Source organism: Pseudomonas sp. NFIX49 (genome assembly GCF_900115915.1).
Taxonomy (GTDB): Bacteria; Pseudomonadota; Gammaproteobacteria; order Pseudomonadales; family Pseudomonadaceae; genus Aquipseudomonas; species Aquipseudomonas pharyngis.
In genome coordinates, this window is sequence record NZ_FOYE01000011.1 from 166,219 (window position 1) to 186,265 (window position 20,047).

The window sequence follows — 20,047 nt, forward strand, 5'->3', positions numbered from 1 at the left end:
TTCGACTATTCGAAAATGTTGCGCTGAATCCGCTGACGGCTGGTAATCGGCCTCGGATAGCTCATGAAGCGGGCACGCAAGCTGGTGCCTTGGGCTGATCGTCGTAAGAGGAATCAGTGGGTGTGCTCGTCAGTAGCCTTGAAAGGCTCGTCAGAAAAGACGTGCACCGCTGGCAAAAGAGCCAGGCCTGACGCGGTGAAGCGGGTTTGTCTCGGTCGCATCTGCGGCTTCGACGGTGAAGCATCAAGCGTTTTACGCAAATGCCATTAGCCCGGCTGAGGGCCGGGCTTGGCAGAAGCTTGCTACGATCGTCTGTGTATTAGTACAGACGAACGGCGCGGCGCTGTTCGCGCTGAACTTTCTTGGCGTGACGCTTAACAGCAGCAGCTGCCTTGCGCTTACGCTCAGAAGTTGGCTTCTCGTAAAATTCGCGGCTACGAACTTCAGCCAGTACACCGGCTTTTTCGCAGGAGCGCTTGAAACGACGCAGAGCTACGTCGAAGGGTTCGTTCTCTTTAACTTTGACGGCTGGCATCCAGAGCTACCTTCATTCATTACCGGGGTCAACATCCTCGCGGCAAAAGAGCACTTGAAGACGTCGGTTTTTAAGGGTTGCGGATGTTAACCCCTCATCGCTCGGAATGCAAAGCCTCTGATCGAAAACCGCTGGTCGGGGCATCACGCGGCGACTATTATGCGCGCCTTCGAATTCAGCCTAAACAAGGCGCAAACCCATGCTAGTACTGGGATTAGAAACTTCCTGCGACGAAACCGGCGTCGCTTTGTACGACAGTGAACGCGGCCTGCTGGCCGATGCGCTGTTCAGTCAGATCGACCTGCACCGTGTCTATGGTGGCGTGGTGCCGGAGCTGGCCTCGCGCGATCACGTCAAGCGCATGCTGCCCCTGATTCGTCAGGTGCTGGCCGAGGCGGACTGCGTACCAACCGAGATCGACGCCATCGCCTACACCGCGGGTCCCGGCCTGGTCGGTGCGCTGCTGGTGGGGGCTTCGTGCGCCCAGGCGCTGGCCTTTGCCTGGGGCATTCCGGCCCTTGGCGTGCACCATATGGAAGGCCACCTGCTGGCGCCGATGCTGGAGCCAAAACCGCCAGAGTTCCCGTTCGTCGCTTTGTTGGTGTCCGGTGGTCATACGCAGCTGGTTCAGGTCGATGGCATCGGCCAATACAGCCTCCTCGGCGAGACGCTGGACGATGCGGCGGGCGAAGCTTTCGACAAGACTGCCAAAATGATGGGTCTCAATTATCCGGGCGGACCGGAAATCGCCAAGCTGGCAGAGAAGGGCGTCGCAGGACGTTTCACCTTCCCGCGTCCGATGTGTGATCGCCCGGGCCTGGATTTCAGCTTCAGCGGCCTGAAGACCTTCGCCCTCAACACCTGGCAGCAGTGCGTCAGCGCCGGGGACGACAGCGAGCAAGCCCGTTGCGACATCGCGCTGGCGTTCCAGCAGGCCGTGGTGGAGACTTTGACCATCAAGTGCAAGCGGGCCTTGAAGCAGGCCGGCATGAAGCGTCTTGTAATTGCCGGCGGCGTCAGTGCCAACAAGGCCCTGCGTGTGTCGCTGGAGAAAATGCTCGGCGACATGAAGGGCGATGTGTTTTATGCCCGTCCCGAGTTTTGCACCGATAACGGCGCGATGATCGCGTTTGCCGGTTGCCAGCGTTTGCAGGCCGGTCAGCAGGAAAGTCTGGCGATCAGCGTGCAGGCGCGCTGGCCGATGGAGCAGTTGTCGGCGCTGTGATGAGCGGCGCTCACGTACGTTATTTAAAAATGCCGTTCGCGCCCGGCGAACAGGTCGCGTAGATTGCCCCGGTGGCGCCAGACGATCAGCAATGTCAGCGTGCTCATCGGCAACAGCGCCGCCGGTTCCTGCCAGGCCAGCAACGGCAGGGTCAGCGGAGTGGCGATCAGTGCCGCCAGCGAGCTGGTACGGGTCAGGTAGAACGTCAGCAGCCAGGCGCACACGGCCAGCAGCGCAGCGGGTGGATACAGGCCCAGCAGCATGCCGGCCGCCGTGGCGACGCCCTTGCCACCGCGAAAGCGAAAGTACAACGGGAACAGGTGACCGATCACGGCGCAGACGCCGATCCACGCTTGATCCTGCAGCGAAAGGCCCATAGCCGAGGCGATCAGCACCGGCAGCAGGCCTTTGCACAGATCACCCAGCAGGGTCAGGATCGCGAGTTTGCGTCCGGCCAGGCGCAGCATGTTGGTGGCGCCGGCATTACCCGAGCCACTCATTCGCGGATCCGGATTTCCGGTCAGGCGGCTGAGCAAAATGGCGAAGGACAGAGAGCCGAGCAGGTAGGCGAGGATCGCCAGTAACCAAAACATGCTAACTATTCCGGGCGAGGACGCCCTGATTCTAACGGCGCATTGCGCCCTTGTCGTGCAGCGGAGAAAAGTGCTTGGACAGAGTGTTTATCGAGGGCCTGGAAGTCGACACCGTGATCGGTGCCTACGACTGGGAGCGCGGCATCCGACAGTGCCTGCGTCTTGATCTGAGCTTCGCCTGGGACAATCGGCCGGCCGCCGCCGGTGACGACCTGACCCTGGCGCTCGATTACGCCAGTGTATCCACGCGGATCCAGGCCTTTGCCGAGCAATCCCGGTATCAACTGGTCGAGACGTTCGCCGAACGTCTGGTTGAAGTGCTGATGAGTGAATTCAAGATCACCTGGGTGCGCCTGAAGCTGACCAAGCCAGGTGCCGTACCGGCCGCCAAGGGTGGCGTGGGTGTGGAGATCGAGCGCGGATGTCGCTGACCCAGGTCTATCTCGGGCTCGGTAGCAATATCGAGCGCGAAACCCATTTGCAGGCCGGTCTGGATGCCTTGTCCACGTTTTTGGTGGATATTCGCTGTTCGCCGGTGTTCGAAAGCCAGCCGGTGGGGATCAAGAGCGGGCCGTTCTTCAACTTCGTGGTGTCGGCTTTTACGGATCTGCCGTTGATCGAGCTGGATCGCCGCTTGAAATTCATTGAAGCGGACAATGGCCGTTATGCGCCGGATCGCAAGGGCTTGCCGCTGGATATCGACGTGCTGCTGTACGGCGATCTGGCGGGCAACTTCGATGGACTGGTCCTGCCTCGGGCGGAAATCCTGAAAAATGCCTTTGTGCTGTGGCCGCTGTCTTTGATTGCGCCGGATCGGGTGCATCCTGGTGTGGGAAAAAGCTTTGCGACATTGTGGGCCGAGGCGCAGATCGATCAGGTGCTGGCACCGGTCGGATTTGAGTGGCGCGGTGCTCAGCTCACGCCTTCGGGCATGCGTTGAACTGCCTGATCCGTCCTCACGAGGGCGGATCACCTGATATCAAGACGCTGCCGACTCCTTGTAAGCCTTCAACGCCTTGAGCCGTTCGCGCTTGAGTGCCTCGCCCAGTTCCGGGCCTTTGAATCCCTTCTCCAGCAACGGCTGTACCGCCACGCCGCGCGCCACATCGGCCGCACCGCGCAGGTAATCCGCCTGTGGATAACTGCGCTGCTCAAGCCCTTTGCGGCCTCGGGCATCCATCTCGCACGCGACGATGAATTCTTCGAAACGCTGTGGTCGACGGTAAACGTCAAAGCTTTGCAGCAACTCAAGCAAAGTCGACGCTTTCAACTCCAGGGCGCGATGCCCGTGGGTGTGATATTGGCCGACCAGCAAGGCCAACTCCTGACAGTCCTTCGGCGCCTTGAAGCGTTCGTTGACCGCTTTGATCAACGTCAGGCCTTTGTGCTCATGGGCGATGTGTCGTGGCCATTCCGCTTCTGGCGTCAGGCCTTTGCCGAGGTCGTGCAGCAGGCAGGCCCAGCGCACGGTCAGCGGCTGCTTGTGCAGGGCTGACTGCTCAAGCACGCTCAGGGTGTGAATACCGCTGTCGATTTCCGGATGATGGGCTTCCGGTTGCGGCACGCCGAACAAGGCATCGACCTCTGGCATCAGCACCTTCAAGGCGCCGCAATCGCGCAACACCTGAATGAACACCTGGGGCTGATCTTCCATCAGTGCGCGGGAAATCTCCTTCCAGCTGCGTTCGGCCGTAAGGGCTTCCAGTTCACCTGATTCGCTGAGCTGACGCATCAACTCCAAAGTTTCGGGCGCTACCTTGAAACCCAGCTCTGCGTAGCGGGCAGCAAAGCGCGCAACACGCAGAACCCTGAGCGGATCTTCGGCAAACGCGGGGGAAACGTGGCGCAGGATCCGCTCTTCAAGATCACGCTGACCGTGGTAGGGATCGGTCAGGTTTTGCTGATCGTCTTCGGCCATGGCATTGATTGTCAGGTCACGGCGGATCAGGTCTTCTTCCAGCGTGACCTCGGGGCTGGCGTGAAAGGTGAAGCCACCATAACCGCGACCGCTCTTGCGCTCGGTGCGGGCGAGGGCGTACTCCTCGCCGCTTTTCGGGTGAAGAAACACCGGGAAATCCGCACCGACCGGGCGATATCCCTTGGCAAGCATTTCTTCCGTGGTCGCGCCGACCACCACCCAATCGATATCGGTGACCGGTTTGCCCAGCAGGCGATCACGTACCGCACCGCCGACCTTGTAAATCTGCATAAAAAACCTCCGTTGGCCCGACAGGATAACCCTTGCGCCGGACTTTCGGAGGCCTGAACGGGATCAAAGATGAATGACGGCCAGGTCGAGTCGACCGTAGTCCCCCTCGCTGTGTTCGCTGCGGGGCGGAACGTGATGGGTCTTCATGATCTGGTCGCCCTGCAGGGTTTCCAGATGAATGTCGAAGCCCCATAGCCGGTGCAGGTGTTTGAGGACCTCTTCGGTGGAATCGCCCAGCGGTTTGCGGTCGTGTTGCTGGTGGCGCAGGGTCAGCGAGCGGTCGCCGCGGCGATCGATGCTGTAGATCTGCACGTTCGGCTCGCGGTTACCCAGGTTGTATTGCGCGGCGAGCGTTTCGCGGATGATCCGGTAACCGCCCTCGTCATGGATCGCCGGTACCAGCAGATCGTCCTTCTGGTCGTCATCGAGGATGCTGAACAGCTTCAGGTCGCGGATCACCTTGGGTGACAGGTACTGCAGGATGAAACTCTCGTCCTTGAAGCTGCTCATGGCGAACTTGATGGTCGACAACCAATCGCTGCCGGCGATTTCCGGGAACCAGCGGCGGTCTTCTTCCGTGGGCTCTTCGCACATGCGCCGGATGTCGCGATACATCGCAAAGCCCAGGGCATACGGGTTGATGCCGTTGTAATACGGGCTGTCGAACCCCGGCTGGAACACCACGCTGGTGTGGGACGTCAGGAACTCCATCATGAAGCCGTCGGTCACCAGGCCTTCGTCGTACAGGTCGTTCATCAGCGTGTAGTGCCAGAACGTCGCCCAGCCTTCGTTCATCACCTGGGTCTGGCGCTGTGGATAGAAATACTGGGCGATCTTGCGCACGATCCGCACGATCTCGCGCTGCCAGGGTTCCAGCAGCGGGGCGTGTTTCTCGATGAAATACAGGATGTTTTCCTGCGGTTCGGCCGGGAAGCGCGCGTTGTCCTTGTCGCTGTACTTGTCTGCGCCTTTGGGGATGGTGCGCCACAGGTCGTTGATCTGTTTCTGCAAGTGCTCCTCGCGATCCTTCTGCCGGCGCCGCTCTTCCTCCGCGGAAATCGGATACGGACGCTTGTAGCGGTCGACGCCGTAGTTCATCAGGGCATGGCAGGAGTCGAGCAGATCCTCCACCGCATCGATGCCGTGGCGCTCTTCGCACTGCATGATGTACTGCTTGGCGAACACCAGGTAATCGATAATCGAACTGGCGTCGGTCCAGGTGCGGAACAGATAGTTGCCCTTGAAGAAGCTGTTGTGGCCGTAGCAGGCATGCGCGACCACCAGCGCCTGCATGCAGATGGTGTTTTCTTCCATCAGGTACGCGATGCACGGGTCCGAGTTGATCACGATCTCGTACGCCAGCCCCATCTGCCCGCGACTGTAGGATTTTTCGGTACTGAGAAAGTGCTTGCCGTAGGACCAATGGTGATAGCCCAGCGGCATGCCGACCGACGCATAGGCGTCCATCATCTGTTCGGCGGTGATCACTTCGATCTGGTTGGGATAGGTATCCAGGGCATAGCGGGCCGCGATACGGGCGATTTCACGGTCGTACGTCTGGATCAGCTCGAATGTCCATTCCGAGCCGGTGGAAATGGGTTGGCGCTTCTGCTCTTTGGCGGTCATGTCACTAACCTGCGCTGGAAGAGTTCACGGAAGACCGGATAGATATCCCCGGCCGAGACCAGTTGTTGCTGGGCAAAAGTATCGGAAAAGGCTTCGGCGATGCGCTCGTACTCGTACCACAAGGCCTGATGTTCGCGCGGGGTGATCTCCACGTAAGTGTAGTACTGCACGAACGGCATGATCTGGTTGATCAGGATGTCGCGGCAGATCGGCGAGTCGTCGTTCCAGTTGTCGCCGTCGGAAGCCTGGGCGGCGTAGATGTTCCATTCGTTGCTTGGGTAGCGCTCGGCCATGATCTCCTGCATCAGCTTGAGTGCACTGGAAACGATGGTGCCGCCGGTTTCCCGGGAATAGAAAAACTCTTCTTCGTCCACTTCCCGGGCGCTGGTGTGGTGGCGGATGAACACCACGTCGATCTTGTCGTAGTTCCGCTTGAGGAACAGGTACAACAGGATGAAGAAGCGCTTGGCGATGTCCTTGGTCGCCTGGGTCATGGAGCCGGAAACGTCCATCAGGCAGAACATCACGGCCTTCGAGCTGGGGTTCGGCTGCTTGATCAGCAGGTTGTACTTGAGGTCGAAGGTATCGAGGAACGGCACCCGATGGATGCGCGCACTGAGTTTCTCGATTTCCGCCTCGAGATCCTGAATATCCCCGAAGTTATCCGGTTCTTCGCGTTTCAGTCGCGCCAGCTCTTCTTTGACTTCGCGCAGTTTGGCGCGGCTGCTGCCCGACAACGCAATGCGCCGTGCATGAGCCGAACGCAGGGTACGGATGATGTTGATCCGCGACGGGTTGCCCTCGTTGCTGATCCCCGCACGTACGGTCTTGAAGGTGTCGGTGCCGGTCAGGTTGCGCTTGACCAGGTTGGGCAGTTCGAGGTCCTCGAACATGAATTCGAGGAATTCTTCCTGGGTGATCTGGAAGACGAACTCGTCCATGCCTTCGCCGGAGTTGCCGGCCTTGCCTGGCCCACGGCCACCTCCGCCTCCCGGCGGACGGGCAATATGTTCGCCGGCGGTGAACTCCTTGTTGCCGGGATGGACCACGGTCTGCTTGCCGCCGCGACCATGGTGAAGCACCGGCTCGTCGATATCGCGACCGGGAATGCTGATCTGCTCACCGTGTTCCATATCGGTAATGGAACGCCGGCTGACCGCCTCTTCGACAGCCTTCTTGATGTGGTCACGGTAACGCCGCAGGAAGCGCTGACGGTTCACCGTGCTCTTGTTCTTGCCATTGAGACGTCGGTCGATCACATAGCTCATAGGAGGCCCTCCGGGCAGCTTCAAGTAGTGAGCTGCGAGCCGCAAGTGCAGGCATATGCCCTGGCATCAGGCTCATGCGCTTTTTTACTTGCAGCTCGAAGCTTGTAGCTTGCAGCTGCTTTACTGCGATTTCCGGACCCGCAGATACCACTCGGAGAGCAGTCGTACCTGTTTGTCGGTGTAGCCGCGTTCGACCATTCGTGTAACGAAGTCGTTGTGTTTCTGTTGATCCTCTTTGCTGGCCTTGGCGTTGAAGCTGATGACTGGCAGCAGGTCCTCGGTGTTCGAGAACATTTTCTTCTCGATGACCACCCGCAGTTTTTCGTAGCTGAGCCAGGTCGGGTTCTTGCCGTTGTTGTTGGCCCGGGCGCGCAACACGAAGTTGACGATTTCGTTGCGGAAATCCTTCGGATTGCTGATGCCGGCCGGTTTCTCGATTTTTTCCAGCTCCTCGTTGAGGGCGACGCGGTTGAGGATCTCGCCGGTTTCCGGATCTCGGTACTCCTGATCCTGAATCCAGAAGTCCGCATACAGCACGTAGCGGTCGAAGATGTTCTGGCCGTATTCGCTGTAAGACTCGAGGTAGGCGGTTTGGATCTCCTTGCCGATGAATTCGATATAACGCGGCGCCAGGTATTCTTTCAGGTAGCGCAGGTAGCGCTCGCGGGTTTCGGCCTGGAACTGTTCCTGTTCGATCTGCTGTTCCAGCACATAGAGCAGGTGTACCGGGTTGGCGGCGATTTCGTGCGGATCGAAGTTGAAGACCTTGGACAGAATCTTGAACGCGAACCGGGTCGACAGACCATTCATGCCTTCGTCGACGCCCGCCGCATCGCGGTATTCCTGAATCGACTTGGCCTTCGGATCGGTGTCCTTGAGGTTTTCGCCGTCATACACGCGCATCTTCGAATAGATGTTGGAGTTTTCCGGCTCCTTCAGGCGTGAGAGCACGGTGAACTGCGCCAGCATCTTCAGGGTGTCCGGCGCGCAATGGGCCTTGGACAAGGAGCTGTTGAACAACAGCTTGTCGTAGATCTTCACTTCGTCACTGACCCGCAGGCAGTACGGCACCTTGACGATGTAGATCCGGTCGATGAAGGCTTCGTTGTTCTTGTTGTTGCGGAAGGTGTGCCACTCCGATTCGTTGGAGTGAGCCAGCAAAATCCCGGTGAAAGGAATCGCGCCCAGGCCTTCGGTACTGTTGTAGTTGCCTTCCTGAGTGGCGGTCAGTAACGGGTGCAGCACCTTGATCGGTGCCTTGAACATCTCGACGAATTCCATCAGGCCCTGGTTGGCCCGGCACAGCGCACCTGAGTAGCTGTAGGCGTCGGCGTCGTTCTGCGGGAATTCTTCGAGTTTGCGGATATCGACCTTGCCCACCAGCGCGGAGATGTCCTGGTTGTTTTCGTCACCCGGCTCGGTCTTGGCCACGGCGATCTGGTTGAGGATCGATGGGTACAGCTTGACCACGCGGAACTGGCTGATGTCGCCGCCGAATTCGGCCAGGCGCTTGGTGGCCCATGGCGACATGATGGTGTTCAGGTAGCGCCGTGGAATGCCGAAGTCTTCCTCGAGGATCGCGCCATCTTCGGTGGCGTTGAACAGACCCAAAGGCGATTCGAATACCGGCGAGCCCTTGATCGCGTAGAAGGGCACTTTTTCCATCAGTTGTTTCAGCTTCTCGGCCAAAGACGATTTACCGCCGCCGACAGGGCCGAGCAGATAGAGGATCTGTTTCTTCTCTTCCAGGCCCTGGGCGGCATGGCGGAAATACGACACGATCTGGTCGATGCATTCTTCCATCCCGTGGAAGTCTTCAAAGGCCGGATAGCGACGGATTACCTTGTTGGAAAAAATTCGCGACAGTCTCGAGTTGGTCGAGGTGTCGAGCAGCTCCGGTTCGCCGATGGCCAGCAATAGACGCTCGGCGGCAGAAACGTAGGCGCTACGGTCGTTCTTGCACAGCTCCAGGTACTCTTGCAGCGAGAGTTCTTCCTGGCGTGTGGACTCGAAGCGTTGTTGGAAGTGGCTAAAGATACTCATGACGTCACCTCGCTCGATACGTGGAGCCGACGCCGGATCACTCAGTCGATGCTGGCAAGCAGCCGCTGTGGCAGCTGATTGTTTACCCCCCAGAACACTTTCGCGGTCGACAACCTTGAAAGTCACTCCCGATGACCCGTGCGCCGGTGTACCGGCTCTCCCCTGTTTTGGATGGCCTGGGCTTAAGGATAGTTGGGAATTCGGGAGGTAAAGGCGAGATACGTAATTAGTTGTGGCAAGACCGTTCGTCTGCCGCCGCGGGCCCACGGGAGCCGGGGCCTGCGCGTTACAAAAAAATTATTCGGAGCTGCCTTGCGCGGTTTCCGAAGGAAAAGTCGTACGCCACAGTTCGAAGCCGCCGTCCATGCTGTAGACGTCGGAGAAGCCCTGGCTCACGAGGTAGGCCGCGGCACCCTGGCTCGAGTTGCCGTGGTAGCAGACCACGACGGTCGGAGCATCGAGGTCGGCGCCCTGGATGAAAGCATGCAGGGAATGATTATCCAGATGTTTCGAGCCGCTGATGTGCAGGGCGGCGAAGGTCGCCGGGTCGCGGACGTCGACCACGACTGCACCTTGCTCGCGCAGGGCCTGGGCCTGCTCCGGGGGAATACGTTTGAATTCGCTCATGGCGGGTTCCTGTTGCTCGGCTGAAAGCGCAGTCTAACGCGGGACGCTGACTGGCGAAGTTTCGGGGATAAGTGGTGCGACGGTTGGGGCAAGGCCACCATGCTCATCGCATTTGCATGACAGGCGTTCGCCGCTGTCGACGTTCATCAGGGTCAGACTGCCGCCCCAGACACAACCGGTGTCCAGTGCGCAGATGCCTGGCTCATGGACATTGCCTTCCAGCGCCGCCCAGTGACCGAAGATGATCCGCAGACCTTTGGTCTTCCGATCCTTGTGCTGGAACCAGGGCTTATATCCCGGTGGCGCGGTGTCGAGGCCTTCCTTGCTCTTGAGGTCAAGCTTGCCTTCGGCGGTGCAGAAGCGCATGCGCGTGAAATAGTTGGTGATGACTCGCAGGCGGGTGACGCCTTTGAGATCGTTGTCCCACTTCGCCGGTTCGTTGCCGTACATGCCGTCGAGGTAGGCGGGAAACAGATTGTCGTCGCGCAGGGCGGTTTCGACCTCGGCGGCGCACTTCAGAGCGCGCCGCAGCGACCATTGCGGCGGGATGCCGGCGTGGGCCATGGCGACATCACGCACTTCGTCGTAGTGCATCAGCTTTTGCTGACGCAACCACTCCATCAGCACCGGGCCGTCGGGGGCTTCGATAATCTCGCGCAGGGTGTCGGACTTTTTCAGGCGCTCGATCTTTTTAGCGGCCGCCAGCAGGTGCAGGTCGTGATTGCCCAGCACGCAAACCAGCGATTCGCGCATGCCATATAGAAAACGCAGGGTTTCCAGCGATTGCGGGCCACGGTTGACCAGGTCGCCGACCAGCCACAGCCGATCGATCGACGGATCGAACGCAACCTGCTTGAGCAGGCATTTCAGCGGTTCGAGGCAGCCTTGCAAGTCCCCCACGGCATACGTCGCCATCAGTGCAGGGCTCCGGGGACGGCGAGGCGGAAGGGCTTGATGATTGCGTCGAAATGTTTGCCGTCGCTGGCAACCATTTCGTAAGTGCCTTGCATGGTGCCGACCTTGGTGGTCATGACCGTGCCGCTGCTGTACGTGTGGCTTTTGCCTGAATCGATCAGTGGTTGCTGGCCGACGACACCGGCGCCGCGGACTTCTTCGACATGGCCGTCGCCGTCAGTGATCACCCAGTGACGCGACATCAGGCGTGCGGGCTGCTCGCCATTATTCTGCACGGTGATGGTGTAGGCGAAGGCGAAGCGGTCGTGCTCGGGTTGCGATTGGTCTGCCAGATAGTGGGTAACGACGCTGACATCGACCTGATAACGAGGATCGGACATGCAAAAGGGCCTTAAACGAAGCGGAACGCGAGGGGTAGCTGATGGGGAATCAGTCTAGGCAAGTATCGGGCAGTAAACCAGAGTGGCGTCCTGCCCGATAGCGTTCACGGCTGTCAGTCGGCGGCGGGGGTTGCCGGGATCTGTACCGCGAGCTGGTCGGCCAGACGTACGAATGCCGCCAGATCCAGTTGCTCGGGACGCAGACTGCCATCAACGCCGGCGGCTTCGATTTCAGCGTTGCTGAGCAGTTGTTTGAGGGTGTTGCGCAGGGTTTTGCGGCGCTGGTTGAAAGCTTCGCGAACCACGCGTTCGAGCAGGCGATGATCCTTGGCCGGGTGCGGCAGAACCGCGTGCGGCACCAGGCGAACGATGGCCGAGTCGACTTTCGGTGGCGGGTTGAATGCGCCTGGCCCCACGTTGAACAGATGCTCTACGCGGCAATGGTACTGAACCATGATCGACAACCGACCCCAGTCACCACCACCCGGACCTGCGGCCAGACGTTCGACCACTTCCTTCTGCAGCATGAAGTGCATATCGCGAATGATGCCGGCGTTGTTCAGCAGGTGGAAAATCAGCGGCGTGGAGATGTTGTACGGCAGGTTGCCGACCACGCGCAGGCTGTTCGGCGCAGCATTCAGGCTGTTGAAGTCGAACTTCAGCGCATCGCCCTGATGCAGGTTGAAATTGCTCTTGCCGGCGAACTGCTGGTTGAGGATCGGGATCAGGTCCTTGTCCAGCTCCACTACGTCCAGCTGTGCGCCGGAGTTGAGGATGCCGGCAGTCAATGCGCCCTGGCCCGGGCCGATCTCCAGCATGCGGTCGCCGGCCTTGGCACTGATGGAGCGCAGGATGCGGTCGATGACGCCGGCATCATGCAGGAAGTTCTGGCCAAAGCGTTTGCGCGCCTTGTGTTGGTATTGCTCGGTCATAAACGGGTCTCGGCCATCTGGTAGGCGGTTTCCAGGGCGACTTGCAGGCTGCCGGTGTCGATCCTGCCGCTGCCGGCCAGATCCAGGGCGGTGCCATGGTCGACCGACGTGCGGATGATCGGCAGGCCCAGGGTCACGTTGACCGCAGCGCCGAAGCCTTTGTACTTCAGCACGGGCAGGCCCTGGTCGTGGTACATCGCCAGCACCGCGTCGCAGTGCTCCAGATATTTGGGGGTAAACAGAGTGTCGGCAGGCAGCGGGCCACGAAGGTCCATGCCCTCGCCGCGCAGGCGCTCCAATGTGGGTTCGATGATGTCGATTTCTTCATGGCCCAGGTGTCCGCCTTCACCGGCGTGCGGATTGAGCCCGCAGACCAGGATGCGCGGTTGGGCGATGCCGAATTTTTGTTGCAGGTCGGCGTGCAGAATCCGCGTGACCCGTTCCAGCCGCTCCGGCGTGATCGCATCGGCGATGGCGCGCAAGGGCAGGTGAGTGGTGACCAGCGCCACGCGCAAACCGCGGGTGGCGAGCATCATCACCACTTGGGCGGTGTGGGTCAGGTCGGCGAGAAATTCGGTGTGACCGGAAAACGCGATACCCGATTCGTTGATCACGCCCTTGTGAACCGGGGCGGTGATCATCCCGGCGAAATCACCGTTCAGGCAGCCATTGCCGGCGCGGGTCAGGGTTTCGAGGACGAATGCGGCGTTGGCCTTGTCCAGTTGCCCGGCGACCACCGGGGCGCTGAGTGGGGTGTCCCAGACATACAGGCTGTTGGCGGGCGCCGGAGCGTCCGGCCAGTGGTCAGGCGCAACGTCCAGCAAACTGACGGCCAACCCCAGCTGCGCGGCCCGCTCTTGGAGCAGGTCGCGGCTGGTGATGGCAATCAGGGGATGTGGCTGGGCTTGCGAGGCGAGCAGCAGGCACAGGTCGGGACCGATGCCGGCCGGTTCGCCGGGTGTCAGCGCGAAACGCTTGGGTTTCACTGCGCTGCCTGGTCTGCACCAGGGAGTTTGATCTCTACGTACGCTTCGTCACGGATCTGACGCAGCCAGGTTTGCAGCTCTTCGTCGTATTTGCGGTTACGCAGTACGGTCATCGCTTGCTGCTCACGTGCCTGTTCGGTGCTGTCGGTGGCGCGACGGCCAAGGACTTCCAGAACGTGCCAGCCGTACTGGGTCTGGAACGGCTTGGACAGCTGACCCTGCTGGGACTTGGCCATCACGGCGCGGAATTCCGGTACCAGTGCGTTCGGGTCGATCCAGTTCAGGTCGCCGCCGTTGAGGGCAGAACCCGGGTCTTCCGAGTACTTCTTGGCCAGTTCGGCAAAATCTTCACCGGCTTCGATGCGGTTATAGAGCGACTGAGCCAGTTCCTTGGTCTTGGCTTCGTCGCGAACCGGACTTGGCTTGACCAGAATATGGCGCACATGCACTTCGTCGCGCATCTGGCTTTCGCCACCACGTTTTTCCAGCAGCTTCAGGATGATGAAACCACCTGGGGTGCGTGCCGGTTGAGTGATGTCGCCGATTGCCATGCGGCTCAACTCACGGTCGAACGGCGGTGGCAGTTGAGCGGCTTTACGCCAGCCCATATCGCCGCCTTCCAGAGCGTTGTCACTGGCGGAGTTGGCCACGGCCATCTGGCCGAAGTCAGCGCCTTGCTTGAGCTGCTGGTAAACGTCCATCGCCTTGCGTGCAGCACTCTGAATCGCTTCGGAGTTGGCGCTTTCCGGGGTCGGGATCAGGATGTTGGCCAGGTGCAGCTCTTCTGACAGTTGCATCTTGCCCAGGTCGGAGGCGAGGAAGTTCTTCACTTCCTGTTCCGATACCTGAATGCGCTCGGCCACGCGGCGCTGACGCACACGGCTGATGATCATTTCACGACGGATCTGCTCGCGAGCGTCGTTGTAAGACAGACCATCGCGAGACAGGGCGATGCGGAACTGCTCCGGGGTCATGTTGTTGCGCTGGGCAATGGTGCCAACCGCCTGGTTCAGCTCTTCATCGGTGATGCGGATGCCGGAACGTTCGCCGATCTGCAGTTGCAGATTTTCAACGATCAGGCGCTCGAGCACCTGTTGATCCAGCACGCCCGGAGGCGGCAGACCGCCGCCACGCTTGGCGATGGTTTGCTGAACTTCGTGGACGCGTTGATCCAGCTGGCTCTGCATGACCACGTCGTTGTCGACGATGGCCACAACCTTATCGATGGACTGCACCGCGGCGTTGGCCGCGGTACCCAGGAACAGCGCGCCCAGCATCAGCGGGCGCAGACAATCAGAAAGCTTGGTCTTCACGTTGACGATAACCTTGGATGCCTTTGTCGAGGAAGCTCTCTACCTTGGCGCCGGTGAGGCCGCCGAGTCCCTTCAGAACAATTTGGAGGAAGACGCCGTGGTCGCCTTTTTCGTTTTCCGGGGCGTTCTGACTGAATTCGTCATAGCTGACCCAGTAACGGTTGATCAGGCGCAGTTTCCAGCAGCAGTTGTCATATTCGAAACCACCGAAGGCTTCCAGCGTGCGATTGCGGTTGTAGTCGTACTGCCAGCGGCTGATCGCGCTCCACTGCGGAACGATCGGCCAGATGACCGAGAAGTCATGCTGCTGGATCTTGTAGTAGTCCTTCACGTAGCCAGGCTGGCCTGGGGTGCCGTAGTCACCGCCACCCACCGACCATTTACCGGTGTTCTGGTCGTAACGGACCTGGTCGTTGCGATAGCGATAGCCGACGTTGACCACCTTGTTCGGGTTGTCTTCAGGCTGGTAGTGGAACATCGCGCTACCCGAACGCGGGCTGCGGCTGTCCGGATCCCAGTTGTAGTCGGCCGTGGTGCGCCAGTCGCGGTTCCAGCGGTATTCGTATTCCAGCGCGTAAGGCGAAACATTGGCCTTGGCGTCGTCGCGGTCGTTGAACGCGATGCCTGGCAGTTGGACTTCGCGATCCTTGAAGTACAGAGCCTGGCCGACGCTGATGCGTTGACGCTCGAACCCGTCGTCTTCGATCCAGCGGCTGGTCACGCCCAGCGACAGCTTGTTCTCGTCGCCAACACGGTCGGAACCGGAGAAACGGTTGTCACGGAACAGCGACGCATAGTTGAAGGTGTATTCGCTGGTGTCGAATACCGGAATGTCTTCCTGATCCACCTTCGGCACATAGAGATAGAACATGCGCGGCTCAAGCGTCTGGCGGTAGTTCTTGCCAAAGAAGGACGTGTTGCGGTCAAAGTACAGACCACCGTCAACGCTGGCGATCGGCACGCCGCGACTCTGGTTGCTGTCGAAGGTGCCGTTGAGTTTGTTCTGCTCTGCTGTCTGGGCGGCAATTTGCGATTTGCCGGTGCCGTCCAGATCCAGTTGATACTGGGTGTACTGATATTTGAGCGACGGAGTCAGGTAGCCATAGGTCGTGCTCATCGGCAGGCTGACACCTGGTTTCAGGTTCAGACGGTCACCATTGGCGCGAGCGAGCCCGAATACGTTGTTATCGAGGCGTGGCTCGACAGTGCCGTCTTCGTTGGTAAAGTTGCCGTTTTTCAGATCACGGTCAAAACGAACGATCTCGGTCTCGTAGTCGAAATTCAGGCCTTCCGGATGATAGGGCAGCTGACCATTGAAGGTGATCTGCGGCAGACGGTCATATGGCGTGATGTTCGATACGGTCGCCAGCTGGTACGCCTGGGCATTCAAACGGGCGATGTAACTGTCGCCACGATAGGTGACCGAGCCCTGCTGATTCACGTAGTCGTCGCTCTTCACACCAATCTGATCGGTCTGCAAATCCTGGAAGTAGTACGGATCGCTGATCTTGGTGTAATCCACCTGGGTGAGCACGCGGGAGTCGAGACCACCCTTGTGTTGCCAGTTGTACATGTAGCGGGTCTTGTCGTAGTCGGTCTGGCCCTTGCGCTCGTCGTCCTCGTCGTTGAGGTACGCCGCACCGAACTGACCTTCGCTGGACTTGGTGAGGTAGCGGAATTCGCCTTCCATCAACAGGCCGCGTTTAGCCATGTAACGTGGATACAACGTGGCATCGTAGTTCGGTGCCAGGTTGAAGTAGTACGGGGTGACCAGCATGAAGCCGGTGTCGCTGCCGGTGCCGATGGTCGGCGGCAGGAAACCCGACTGGCGACGATCGTCGATCGGGAAGTAGATGTACGGCGTGTACAGGACCGGAATGTCCTTGACCCGCAGTGTCACGTTGGTCGCGGTACCGAAGCCGGTGGCAGGGTTCAGGGTGATGTTGTTGCCCTTGAGCTGCCAGGCGTTGCTGTTCGGTTCGCACGTGGTGTACGTGCCGTCCTTCAGACGAATGATCGCGTTTTCGGCACGCTTGGCGTACAGCGCGTTACCGCGGATGCGCGATTTGTGCATCACGTATTCGGCGTTGTCGACCTTGGCTTCACCAGTGTCGAGCTGCACATCGGCGTGGTCGCCGACGATCAGCGCGCCGTTGTCGCGAATGCGCACGTTGCCCGCCAGTTCGCCACGGCTTTCGGCCTGATACAGGTTGGCCTCGTCGGCTTCGACCTGCATGCTGCCCTGACGCATGACCACGTCACCGGCCAGGCTCGCGACCTGCGAATCCTGCTGATAACGCGATGCCTTGGCGCCGATGAAGGTCGGGGCGTCACTTTTATTCGTCTTGTCATTCATGCCAGGACGAATCGGTTCGATATAGGAACCAGAGCAGTAAGGACCGGTCTCGGCCAGTTGGGCGGCGGTGAGCTTCTCGCGCGGAACCCAGTCGAGGTGACTGTAGTCTTCGCTACGGGATTTCAGGCCGCGGCCCTTGGACTCGGTAACCAGTACCGGCTTGGGCCCGGACTCCGCGGTGGAGCCGTTCTGGGCCGGAGCTTCGCCAGCGGCGCTGACGGCACTGCCGTCGTGCACGGGACGCGGCGGCAAGGCAGCGGCCGGCGTCTTCGGCGAGCAGGCCCAGCCACCCGTTGCCGACACGGCGCAGTCATACTGCTCGGCGGCAACAACGAATGAACTGGCCAGAGGTTGCATAGCCAGCAGACTGCCGGTTACCAACAACGGAAATTTTTTACGAAACGCGGGGGATTTCAATGCCATCTTATTAGTCCGGGCTTCCTGCGTGCCATCTGCCCGCGGTGTGGGCCGCACGCCTCTCGATGGTCTGAAAAAGATGCTGGATAATAAAGCATGACCCGCTTGACGGCTAGCGCCGTCGGAGACCCTTGCAATGCCTGATCAAGATGTACGCTTGCAACACCTTAAAGTTTGGCTCGATGAACAGTTGGCAACCCTTTTTGCGAATCAGGGCTGGGGAGCCGTACCCCCGGCCACGTTGACCGCGGCCAGCAGCGACGCGAGTTTCCGCCGGTATTTCCGTTGGGAAGGCGCGGGTCGCAGCTTCGTCGTGATGGACGCGCCGCCGCCTCAGGAAAACTGCAAACCGTTCGTGGATATCGCCTTTTTGCTGGCGAAATCCGGTATCAACGTGCCGAAAATTTATGCCGAAGACCTCGAACGTGGCTTTCTTTTGCTCAATGACCTGGGCAACCAGACCTATCTGGACGTGATCGACAGCGAAAATGCCGACGCGTTGTTCAGCGATGCCCTGCAAGCGCTGCTGGCTTTTCAGCAGCTGCCGATGGTGGCGCCGCTGCCGAGCTATGACGTCGCGTTGTTGCGCCGCGAGCTGGAGCTGTTCCCCGAGTGGTACGTGAAGCGCGAGCTGGGCGTCGAGTTCGATGCAACCCAACAGCAGCAGTGGCAAAAGGTCAGCGAGCTGCTGATCGACAGCGCCCTGGCCCAGCCGAAAGTGTTGGTGCACCGCGACTACATGCCGCGCAACCTGATGCTCAGCGAGCCTAATCCCGGCGTGCTGGATTTCCAGGACGCGGTGTATGGTCCGGTGACCTACGACGTGACCTGCCTGTTCAAGGACGCATTCCTCAGCTGGCCAGAAGAGCGTGTGCGCGGCTGGCTGGAAAGCTACTGGCAGCAGGCATCGGCGCTGAACATCCCGGTGCAGCCGGACTTCGAAGAGTTTCTGCGCGCCAGCGATCTGATGGGCGTGCAGCGTCATCTGAAAGTCATCGGCATCTTCGCCCGCATCTGCCATCGCGACGGCAAGCCGCGTTACCTCGGTGATGTGCCGCGTTTCTTCTCTTATATAGAAGCGGTCATCGCGCGCCGTCCCGAGTTGACGGATCTGCAGGCACTGCTCGCCAGCCTGCGTGGTGGAGTGACGGCATGAAGGCAATGATTCTGGCGGCCGGCAAAGGCGAGCGCATGCGCCCGCTGACCCTGACGACCCCCAAACCGCTGGTGCGAGCCGGTGGCGTGCCGCTGATTGAATACCACCTGCGTGCCCTCGCGGCGGCAGGTTTCACCGAGATCGTGATCAACCATGCCTGGCTCGGACAGCAGATCGAAGATCATCTGGGCGATGGTTCGCAGTTCGGCGTGTCGATCCAGTACTCGCCGGAGGGCGAGCCACTGGAAACCGGCGGCGGCATTTTCCGCGCCTTGCCGCTGTTGGGCGACGACGCGTTTCTGGTGGTCAACGGTGATATCTGGACCGATTACGACTTCAGCGTGCTGCATCAGCCGATCACCGGGCTGGCGCATCTGGTGCTGGCGGACAACCCGGCCCATCACCCGACAGGCGACTTCACCCTGACCGACGGCCAGGTGCGTGATGGCCAGGCCGAGGCGGCAACCCTGACCTACAGCGGCATCGCCGTATTGCACCCGCAGTTGTTCGATGGCTGCAGCGACGGTGCCTTCAAACTGGCGCCGCTGCTGCGTAAAGCCATGGCGGACGGGCAGGTGACCGGCGAGCGACTGAAAGGTCGCTGGGTCGATGTCGGCACGCACGAGCGTCTGGCCGAAGCCGAAGCCTTGATAGAAGCGAGTCGCTGATATGTTGTGGCCAGGGACTCTGATTGGAGCCGGAGCGGGTTTTGCTATCGCCAGCATTCCGGGGGCCATGCTTGGGGCTTTGTTGGGGCAGGCGCTGGATCGGCGCCTGCATTTGCAGAGCTGGGGGCATTTGCGGGAAAAACTCGGCGGCCGGCCGATGCTGCGCAACGACGAACTGTTATTCGTGTTGCTCGGGCGTCTGGCCAAGAGCGACGGGCGGGTCACGGACGGTCACATCCAGCAGGCGCGGCATGAGATGCGCGCGCTGGAAATGAGCGAGTCGGCGCAGCGCCGGGCGATTGCCGCGTTCAATCGCGGCAAGTCCGGCAACGACAATCTGCGCGGTTATCTGCGTCGATTGAGCACTCAACCTCACGCGGCTGAAGGTGTATTGCGCGCCTGCTGGCGAATGGTCTTCGCCGATGGTCGGGCCGGCGTCAGCGAGCGGGAATTGCTGGCGCAGTGGGGCAAGTGGCTGGGCTGGACGACCCAGCAGATCCAGGCGCTGGCGGCGGACTACGAGCCACACAAGCGTCCGATCGTCAGCGCGGCGGTGAGCTATCAGGAGGCGATGCGCCTGCTCGGCGTCTCAGCCACCAGCGAACCGGCACAGATCAAACGCGCCTATCGGCGTCTGCTCAGCCGGCATCACCCGGACAAGGTGGCCGGGACAGGTGCCACGCCGGCGCAGGTGCGTGAGGCCACCGAGAGGACCCGCGAATTGCACAATGCCTACACGTTGATTCGCGAACGGCGGGATTTTCGCTAGGCATAAAAAAATCGCAGCGTTGGGCTGCG

General features: G+C 60.2%; 19 protein-coding genes. 6 read left to right on the plus strand and 13 right to left on the minus strand.

What is annotated here, in order from left to right:
- Positions 1-319 precede the first annotated feature (319 nt).
- A complete protein-coding gene (gene rpsU / locus BMZ46_RS27780; RefSeq protein ID WP_002551877.1) occupies positions 320-535 on the minus strand; it encodes a 30S ribosomal protein S21 in 216 nt (71 codons plus the stop codon).
- A 199-nt stretch (positions 536-734) separates the two neighbouring features.
- On the opposite strand from rpsU, the gene tsaD reads away from it, so the two are divergent.
- On the plus strand, positions 735-1,760 hold the full coding sequence (gene tsaD / locus BMZ46_RS27785) for a tRNA (adenosine(37)-N6)-threonylcarbamoyltransferase complex transferase subunit TsaD (RefSeq protein WP_039768071.1): 1,026 nt from the start codon (positions 735-737) through the stop codon (positions 1,758-1,760).
- Positions 1,761-1,783: 23 nt separating this feature from the next.
- On the opposite strand, the gene plsY is transcribed toward tsaD, so the two are convergent.
- Positions 1,784-2,353, minus strand: a complete 570-nt coding sequence (gene plsY / locus BMZ46_RS27790; protein ID WP_007959895.1) for a glycerol-3-phosphate 1-O-acyltransferase PlsY — start codon at positions 2,351-2,353, stop codon at positions 1,784-1,786.
- A gap of 74 nt (positions 2,354-2,427) precedes the next feature.
- Between plsY and folB the strand changes: the two genes are divergently transcribed.
- Positions 2,428-2,784: a dihydroneopterin aldolase gene (folB, locus tag BMZ46_RS27795; RefSeq protein ID WP_064380331.1), complete on the plus strand. Its 357-nt coding sequence runs from the start codon at positions 2,428-2,430 to the stop codon at positions 2,782-2,784.
- A complete protein-coding gene (gene folK, locus BMZ46_RS27800) occupies positions 2,775-3,293 on the plus strand; it encodes a 2-amino-4-hydroxy-6-hydroxymethyldihydropteridine diphosphokinase (RefSeq protein WP_074692221.1) in 519 nt (172 codons plus the stop codon). Before folB ends, folK begins: the two co-directional genes overlap by 10 nt.
- Before the next feature lie 39 nt (positions 3,294-3,332).
- Here the strand turns inward: folK and BMZ46_RS27805 are convergent, their stop codons facing one another.
- The 11 genes from BMZ46_RS27805 to BMZ46_RS27855 all read right to left on the minus strand — a co-directional run bounded on the left by BMZ46_RS27805 (position 3,333) and on the right by BMZ46_RS27855 (position 17,431).
- Positions 3,333-4,562, minus strand: a complete 1,230-nt coding sequence (locus tag BMZ46_RS27805; protein WP_074692224.1) for a multifunctional CCA addition/repair protein — start codon at positions 4,560-4,562, stop codon at positions 3,333-3,335.
- A 63-nt stretch (positions 4,563-4,625) separates the two neighbouring features.
- Positions 4,626-6,188, minus strand: coding sequence for a SpoVR family protein (locus BMZ46_RS27810; RefSeq protein ID WP_039768077.1), 1,563 nt, complete (start codon positions 6,186-6,188; stop codon positions 4,626-4,628).
- Positions 6,185-7,456: a YeaH/YhbH family protein gene (locus BMZ46_RS27815; RefSeq protein ID WP_007959907.1), complete on the minus strand. Its 1,272-nt coding sequence runs from the start codon at positions 7,454-7,456 to the stop codon at positions 6,185-6,187. Before BMZ46_RS27815 ends, BMZ46_RS27810 begins: the two co-directional genes overlap by 4 nt.
- Before the next feature lie 120 nt (positions 7,457-7,576).
- Positions 7,577-9,499 carry a PrkA family serine protein kinase gene (locus BMZ46_RS27820; RefSeq protein WP_039768078.1) on the minus strand — a complete coding sequence of 641 codons (1,923 nt, stop codon included), beginning with the start codon at positions 9,497-9,499 and terminating at the stop codon, positions 7,577-7,579.
- Positions 9,500-9,796: 297 nt separating this feature from the next.
- Positions 9,797-10,126, minus strand: coding sequence for a thiosulfate sulfurtransferase GlpE (gene glpE, locus BMZ46_RS27825; RefSeq protein WP_039768079.1), 330 nt, complete (start codon positions 10,124-10,126; stop codon positions 9,797-9,799).
- Between the two features lie 33 nt (positions 10,127-10,159).
- Positions 10,160-11,041, minus strand: a complete 882-nt coding sequence (locus BMZ46_RS27830; protein WP_074692226.1) for a symmetrical bis(5'-nucleosyl)-tetraphosphatase — start codon at positions 11,039-11,041, stop codon at positions 10,160-10,162.
- Positions 11,041-11,421, minus strand: a complete 381-nt coding sequence (gene apaG, locus BMZ46_RS27835) for a Co2+/Mg2+ efflux protein ApaG (protein WP_039768081.1) — start codon at positions 11,419-11,421, stop codon at positions 11,041-11,043. Before apaG ends, BMZ46_RS27830 begins: the two co-directional genes overlap by 1 nt.
- A gap of 113 nt (positions 11,422-11,534) precedes the next feature.
- On the minus strand, positions 11,535-12,353 hold the full coding sequence (rsmA, locus tag BMZ46_RS27840) for a 16S rRNA (adenine(1518)-N(6)/adenine(1519)-N(6))-dimethyltransferase RsmA (protein ID WP_039768082.1): 819 nt from the start codon (positions 12,351-12,353) through the stop codon (positions 11,535-11,537).
- Entirely contained in the window at positions 12,350-13,339 is a 990-nt protein-coding gene (gene pdxA, locus BMZ46_RS27845) for a 4-hydroxythreonine-4-phosphate dehydrogenase PdxA (RefSeq protein ID WP_039768083.1), read from the minus strand. Before pdxA ends, rsmA begins: the two co-directional genes overlap by 4 nt.
- Positions 13,336-14,652 (minus strand): peptidylprolyl isomerase SurA, encoded by a 1,317-nt coding sequence (surA, locus tag BMZ46_RS27850; protein WP_039768084.1) that lies wholly within the window; start codon positions 14,650-14,652, stop codon positions 13,336-13,338. The genes pdxA and surA overlap by 4 nt, the downstream gene beginning before the upstream one ends.
- Positions 14,633-17,431: an LPS-assembly protein LptD gene (locus BMZ46_RS27855; RefSeq protein ID WP_039768085.1), complete on the minus strand. Its 2,799-nt coding sequence runs from the start codon at positions 17,429-17,431 to the stop codon at positions 14,633-14,635. Before BMZ46_RS27855 ends, surA begins: the two co-directional genes overlap by 20 nt.
- A 130-nt stretch (positions 17,432-17,561) precedes the next feature.
- Between BMZ46_RS27855 and BMZ46_RS27860 the strand changes: the two genes are divergently transcribed.
- Genes BMZ46_RS27860 through BMZ46_RS27870 form a run of 3 tightly spaced genes read left to right on the plus strand, consistent with a single transcriptional unit; the run spans position 17,562 to position 20,018 of the window.
- On the plus strand, positions 17,562-18,581 hold the full coding sequence (locus BMZ46_RS27860) for an aminoglycoside phosphotransferase family protein (RefSeq protein WP_074692229.1): 1,020 nt from the start codon (positions 17,562-17,564) through the stop codon (positions 18,579-18,581).
- Positions 18,578-19,249: an N-acetylmuramate alpha-1-phosphate uridylyltransferase MurU gene (gene murU / locus BMZ46_RS27865; protein ID WP_074692232.1), complete on the plus strand. Its 672-nt coding sequence runs from the start codon at positions 18,578-18,580 to the stop codon at positions 19,247-19,249. Before BMZ46_RS27860 ends, murU begins: the two co-directional genes overlap by 4 nt.
- Position 19,250: 1 nt before the next feature.
- A complete protein-coding gene (locus tag BMZ46_RS27870) occupies positions 19,251-20,018 on the plus strand; it encodes a TerB family tellurite resistance protein (protein WP_074692234.1) in 768 nt (255 codons plus the stop codon).
- The last annotated feature ends 29 nt before the right edge of the window (positions 20,019-20,047 follow it).

What these genes read in the sequence shown, in the direction of transcription:
- rpsU (WP_002551877.1), bottom strand. Translation starts at nt 535, where the DNA reads ATGCCAGCCGTCAAAGTTAAAGAGAACGAACCCTTCGACGTAGCTCTG.
- BMZ46_RS27820 (WP_039768078.1), bottom strand. Translation starts at nt 9,499, where the DNA reads ATGAGTATCTTTAGCCACTTCCAACAACGCTTCGAGTCCACACGCCAG.
- BMZ46_RS27870 (WP_074692234.1), top strand. Translation starts at nt 19,251, where the DNA reads ATGTTGTGGCCAGGGACTCTGATTGGAGCCGGAGCGGGTTTTGCTATC.
- BMZ46_RS27815 (WP_007959907.1), bottom strand. Translation starts at nt 7,456, where the DNA reads ATGAGCTATGTGATCGACCGACGTCTCAATGGCAAGAACAAGAGCACG.
- glpE (WP_039768079.1), bottom strand. Translation starts at nt 10,126, where the DNA reads ATGAGCGAATTCAAACGTATTCCCCCGGAGCAGGCCCAGGCCCTGCGC.
- BMZ46_RS27860 (WP_074692229.1), top strand. Translation starts at nt 17,562, where the DNA reads ATGCCTGATCAAGATGTACGCTTGCAACACCTTAAAGTTTGGCTCGAT.
- murU (WP_074692232.1), top strand. Translation starts at nt 18,578, where the DNA reads ATGAAGGCAATGATTCTGGCGGCCGGCAAAGGCGAGCGCATGCGCCCG.
- apaG (WP_039768081.1), bottom strand. Translation starts at nt 11,421, where the DNA reads ATGTCCGATCCTCGTTATCAGGTCGATGTCAGCGTCGTTACCCACTAT.
- folK (WP_074692221.1), top strand. Translation starts at nt 2,775, where the DNA reads ATGTCGCTGACCCAGGTCTATCTCGGGCTCGGTAGCAATATCGAGCGC.
- BMZ46_RS27830 (WP_074692226.1), bottom strand. Translation starts at nt 11,041, where the DNA reads ATGGCGACGTATGCCGTGGGGGACTTGCAAGGCTGCCTCGAACCGCTG.
- plsY (WP_007959895.1), bottom strand. Translation starts at nt 2,353, where the DNA reads ATGTTTTGGTTACTGGCGATCCTCGCCTACCTGCTCGGCTCTCTGTCC.
- rsmA (WP_039768082.1), bottom strand. Translation starts at nt 12,353, where the DNA reads ATGACCGAGCAATACCAACACAAGGCGCGCAAACGCTTTGGCCAGAAC.
- BMZ46_RS27855 (WP_039768085.1), bottom strand. Translation starts at nt 17,431, where the DNA reads ATGGCATTGAAATCCCCCGCGTTTCGTAAAAAATTTCCGTTGTTGGTA.
- BMZ46_RS27805 (WP_074692224.1), bottom strand. Translation starts at nt 4,562, where the DNA reads ATGCAGATTTACAAGGTCGGCGGTGCGGTACGTGATCGCCTGCTGGGC.
- BMZ46_RS27810 (WP_039768077.1), bottom strand. Translation starts at nt 6,188, where the DNA reads ATGACCGCCAAAGAGCAGAAGCGCCAACCCATTTCCACCGGCTCGGAA.
- tsaD (WP_039768071.1), top strand. Translation starts at nt 735, where the DNA reads ATGCTAGTACTGGGATTAGAAACTTCCTGCGACGAAACCGGCGTCGCT.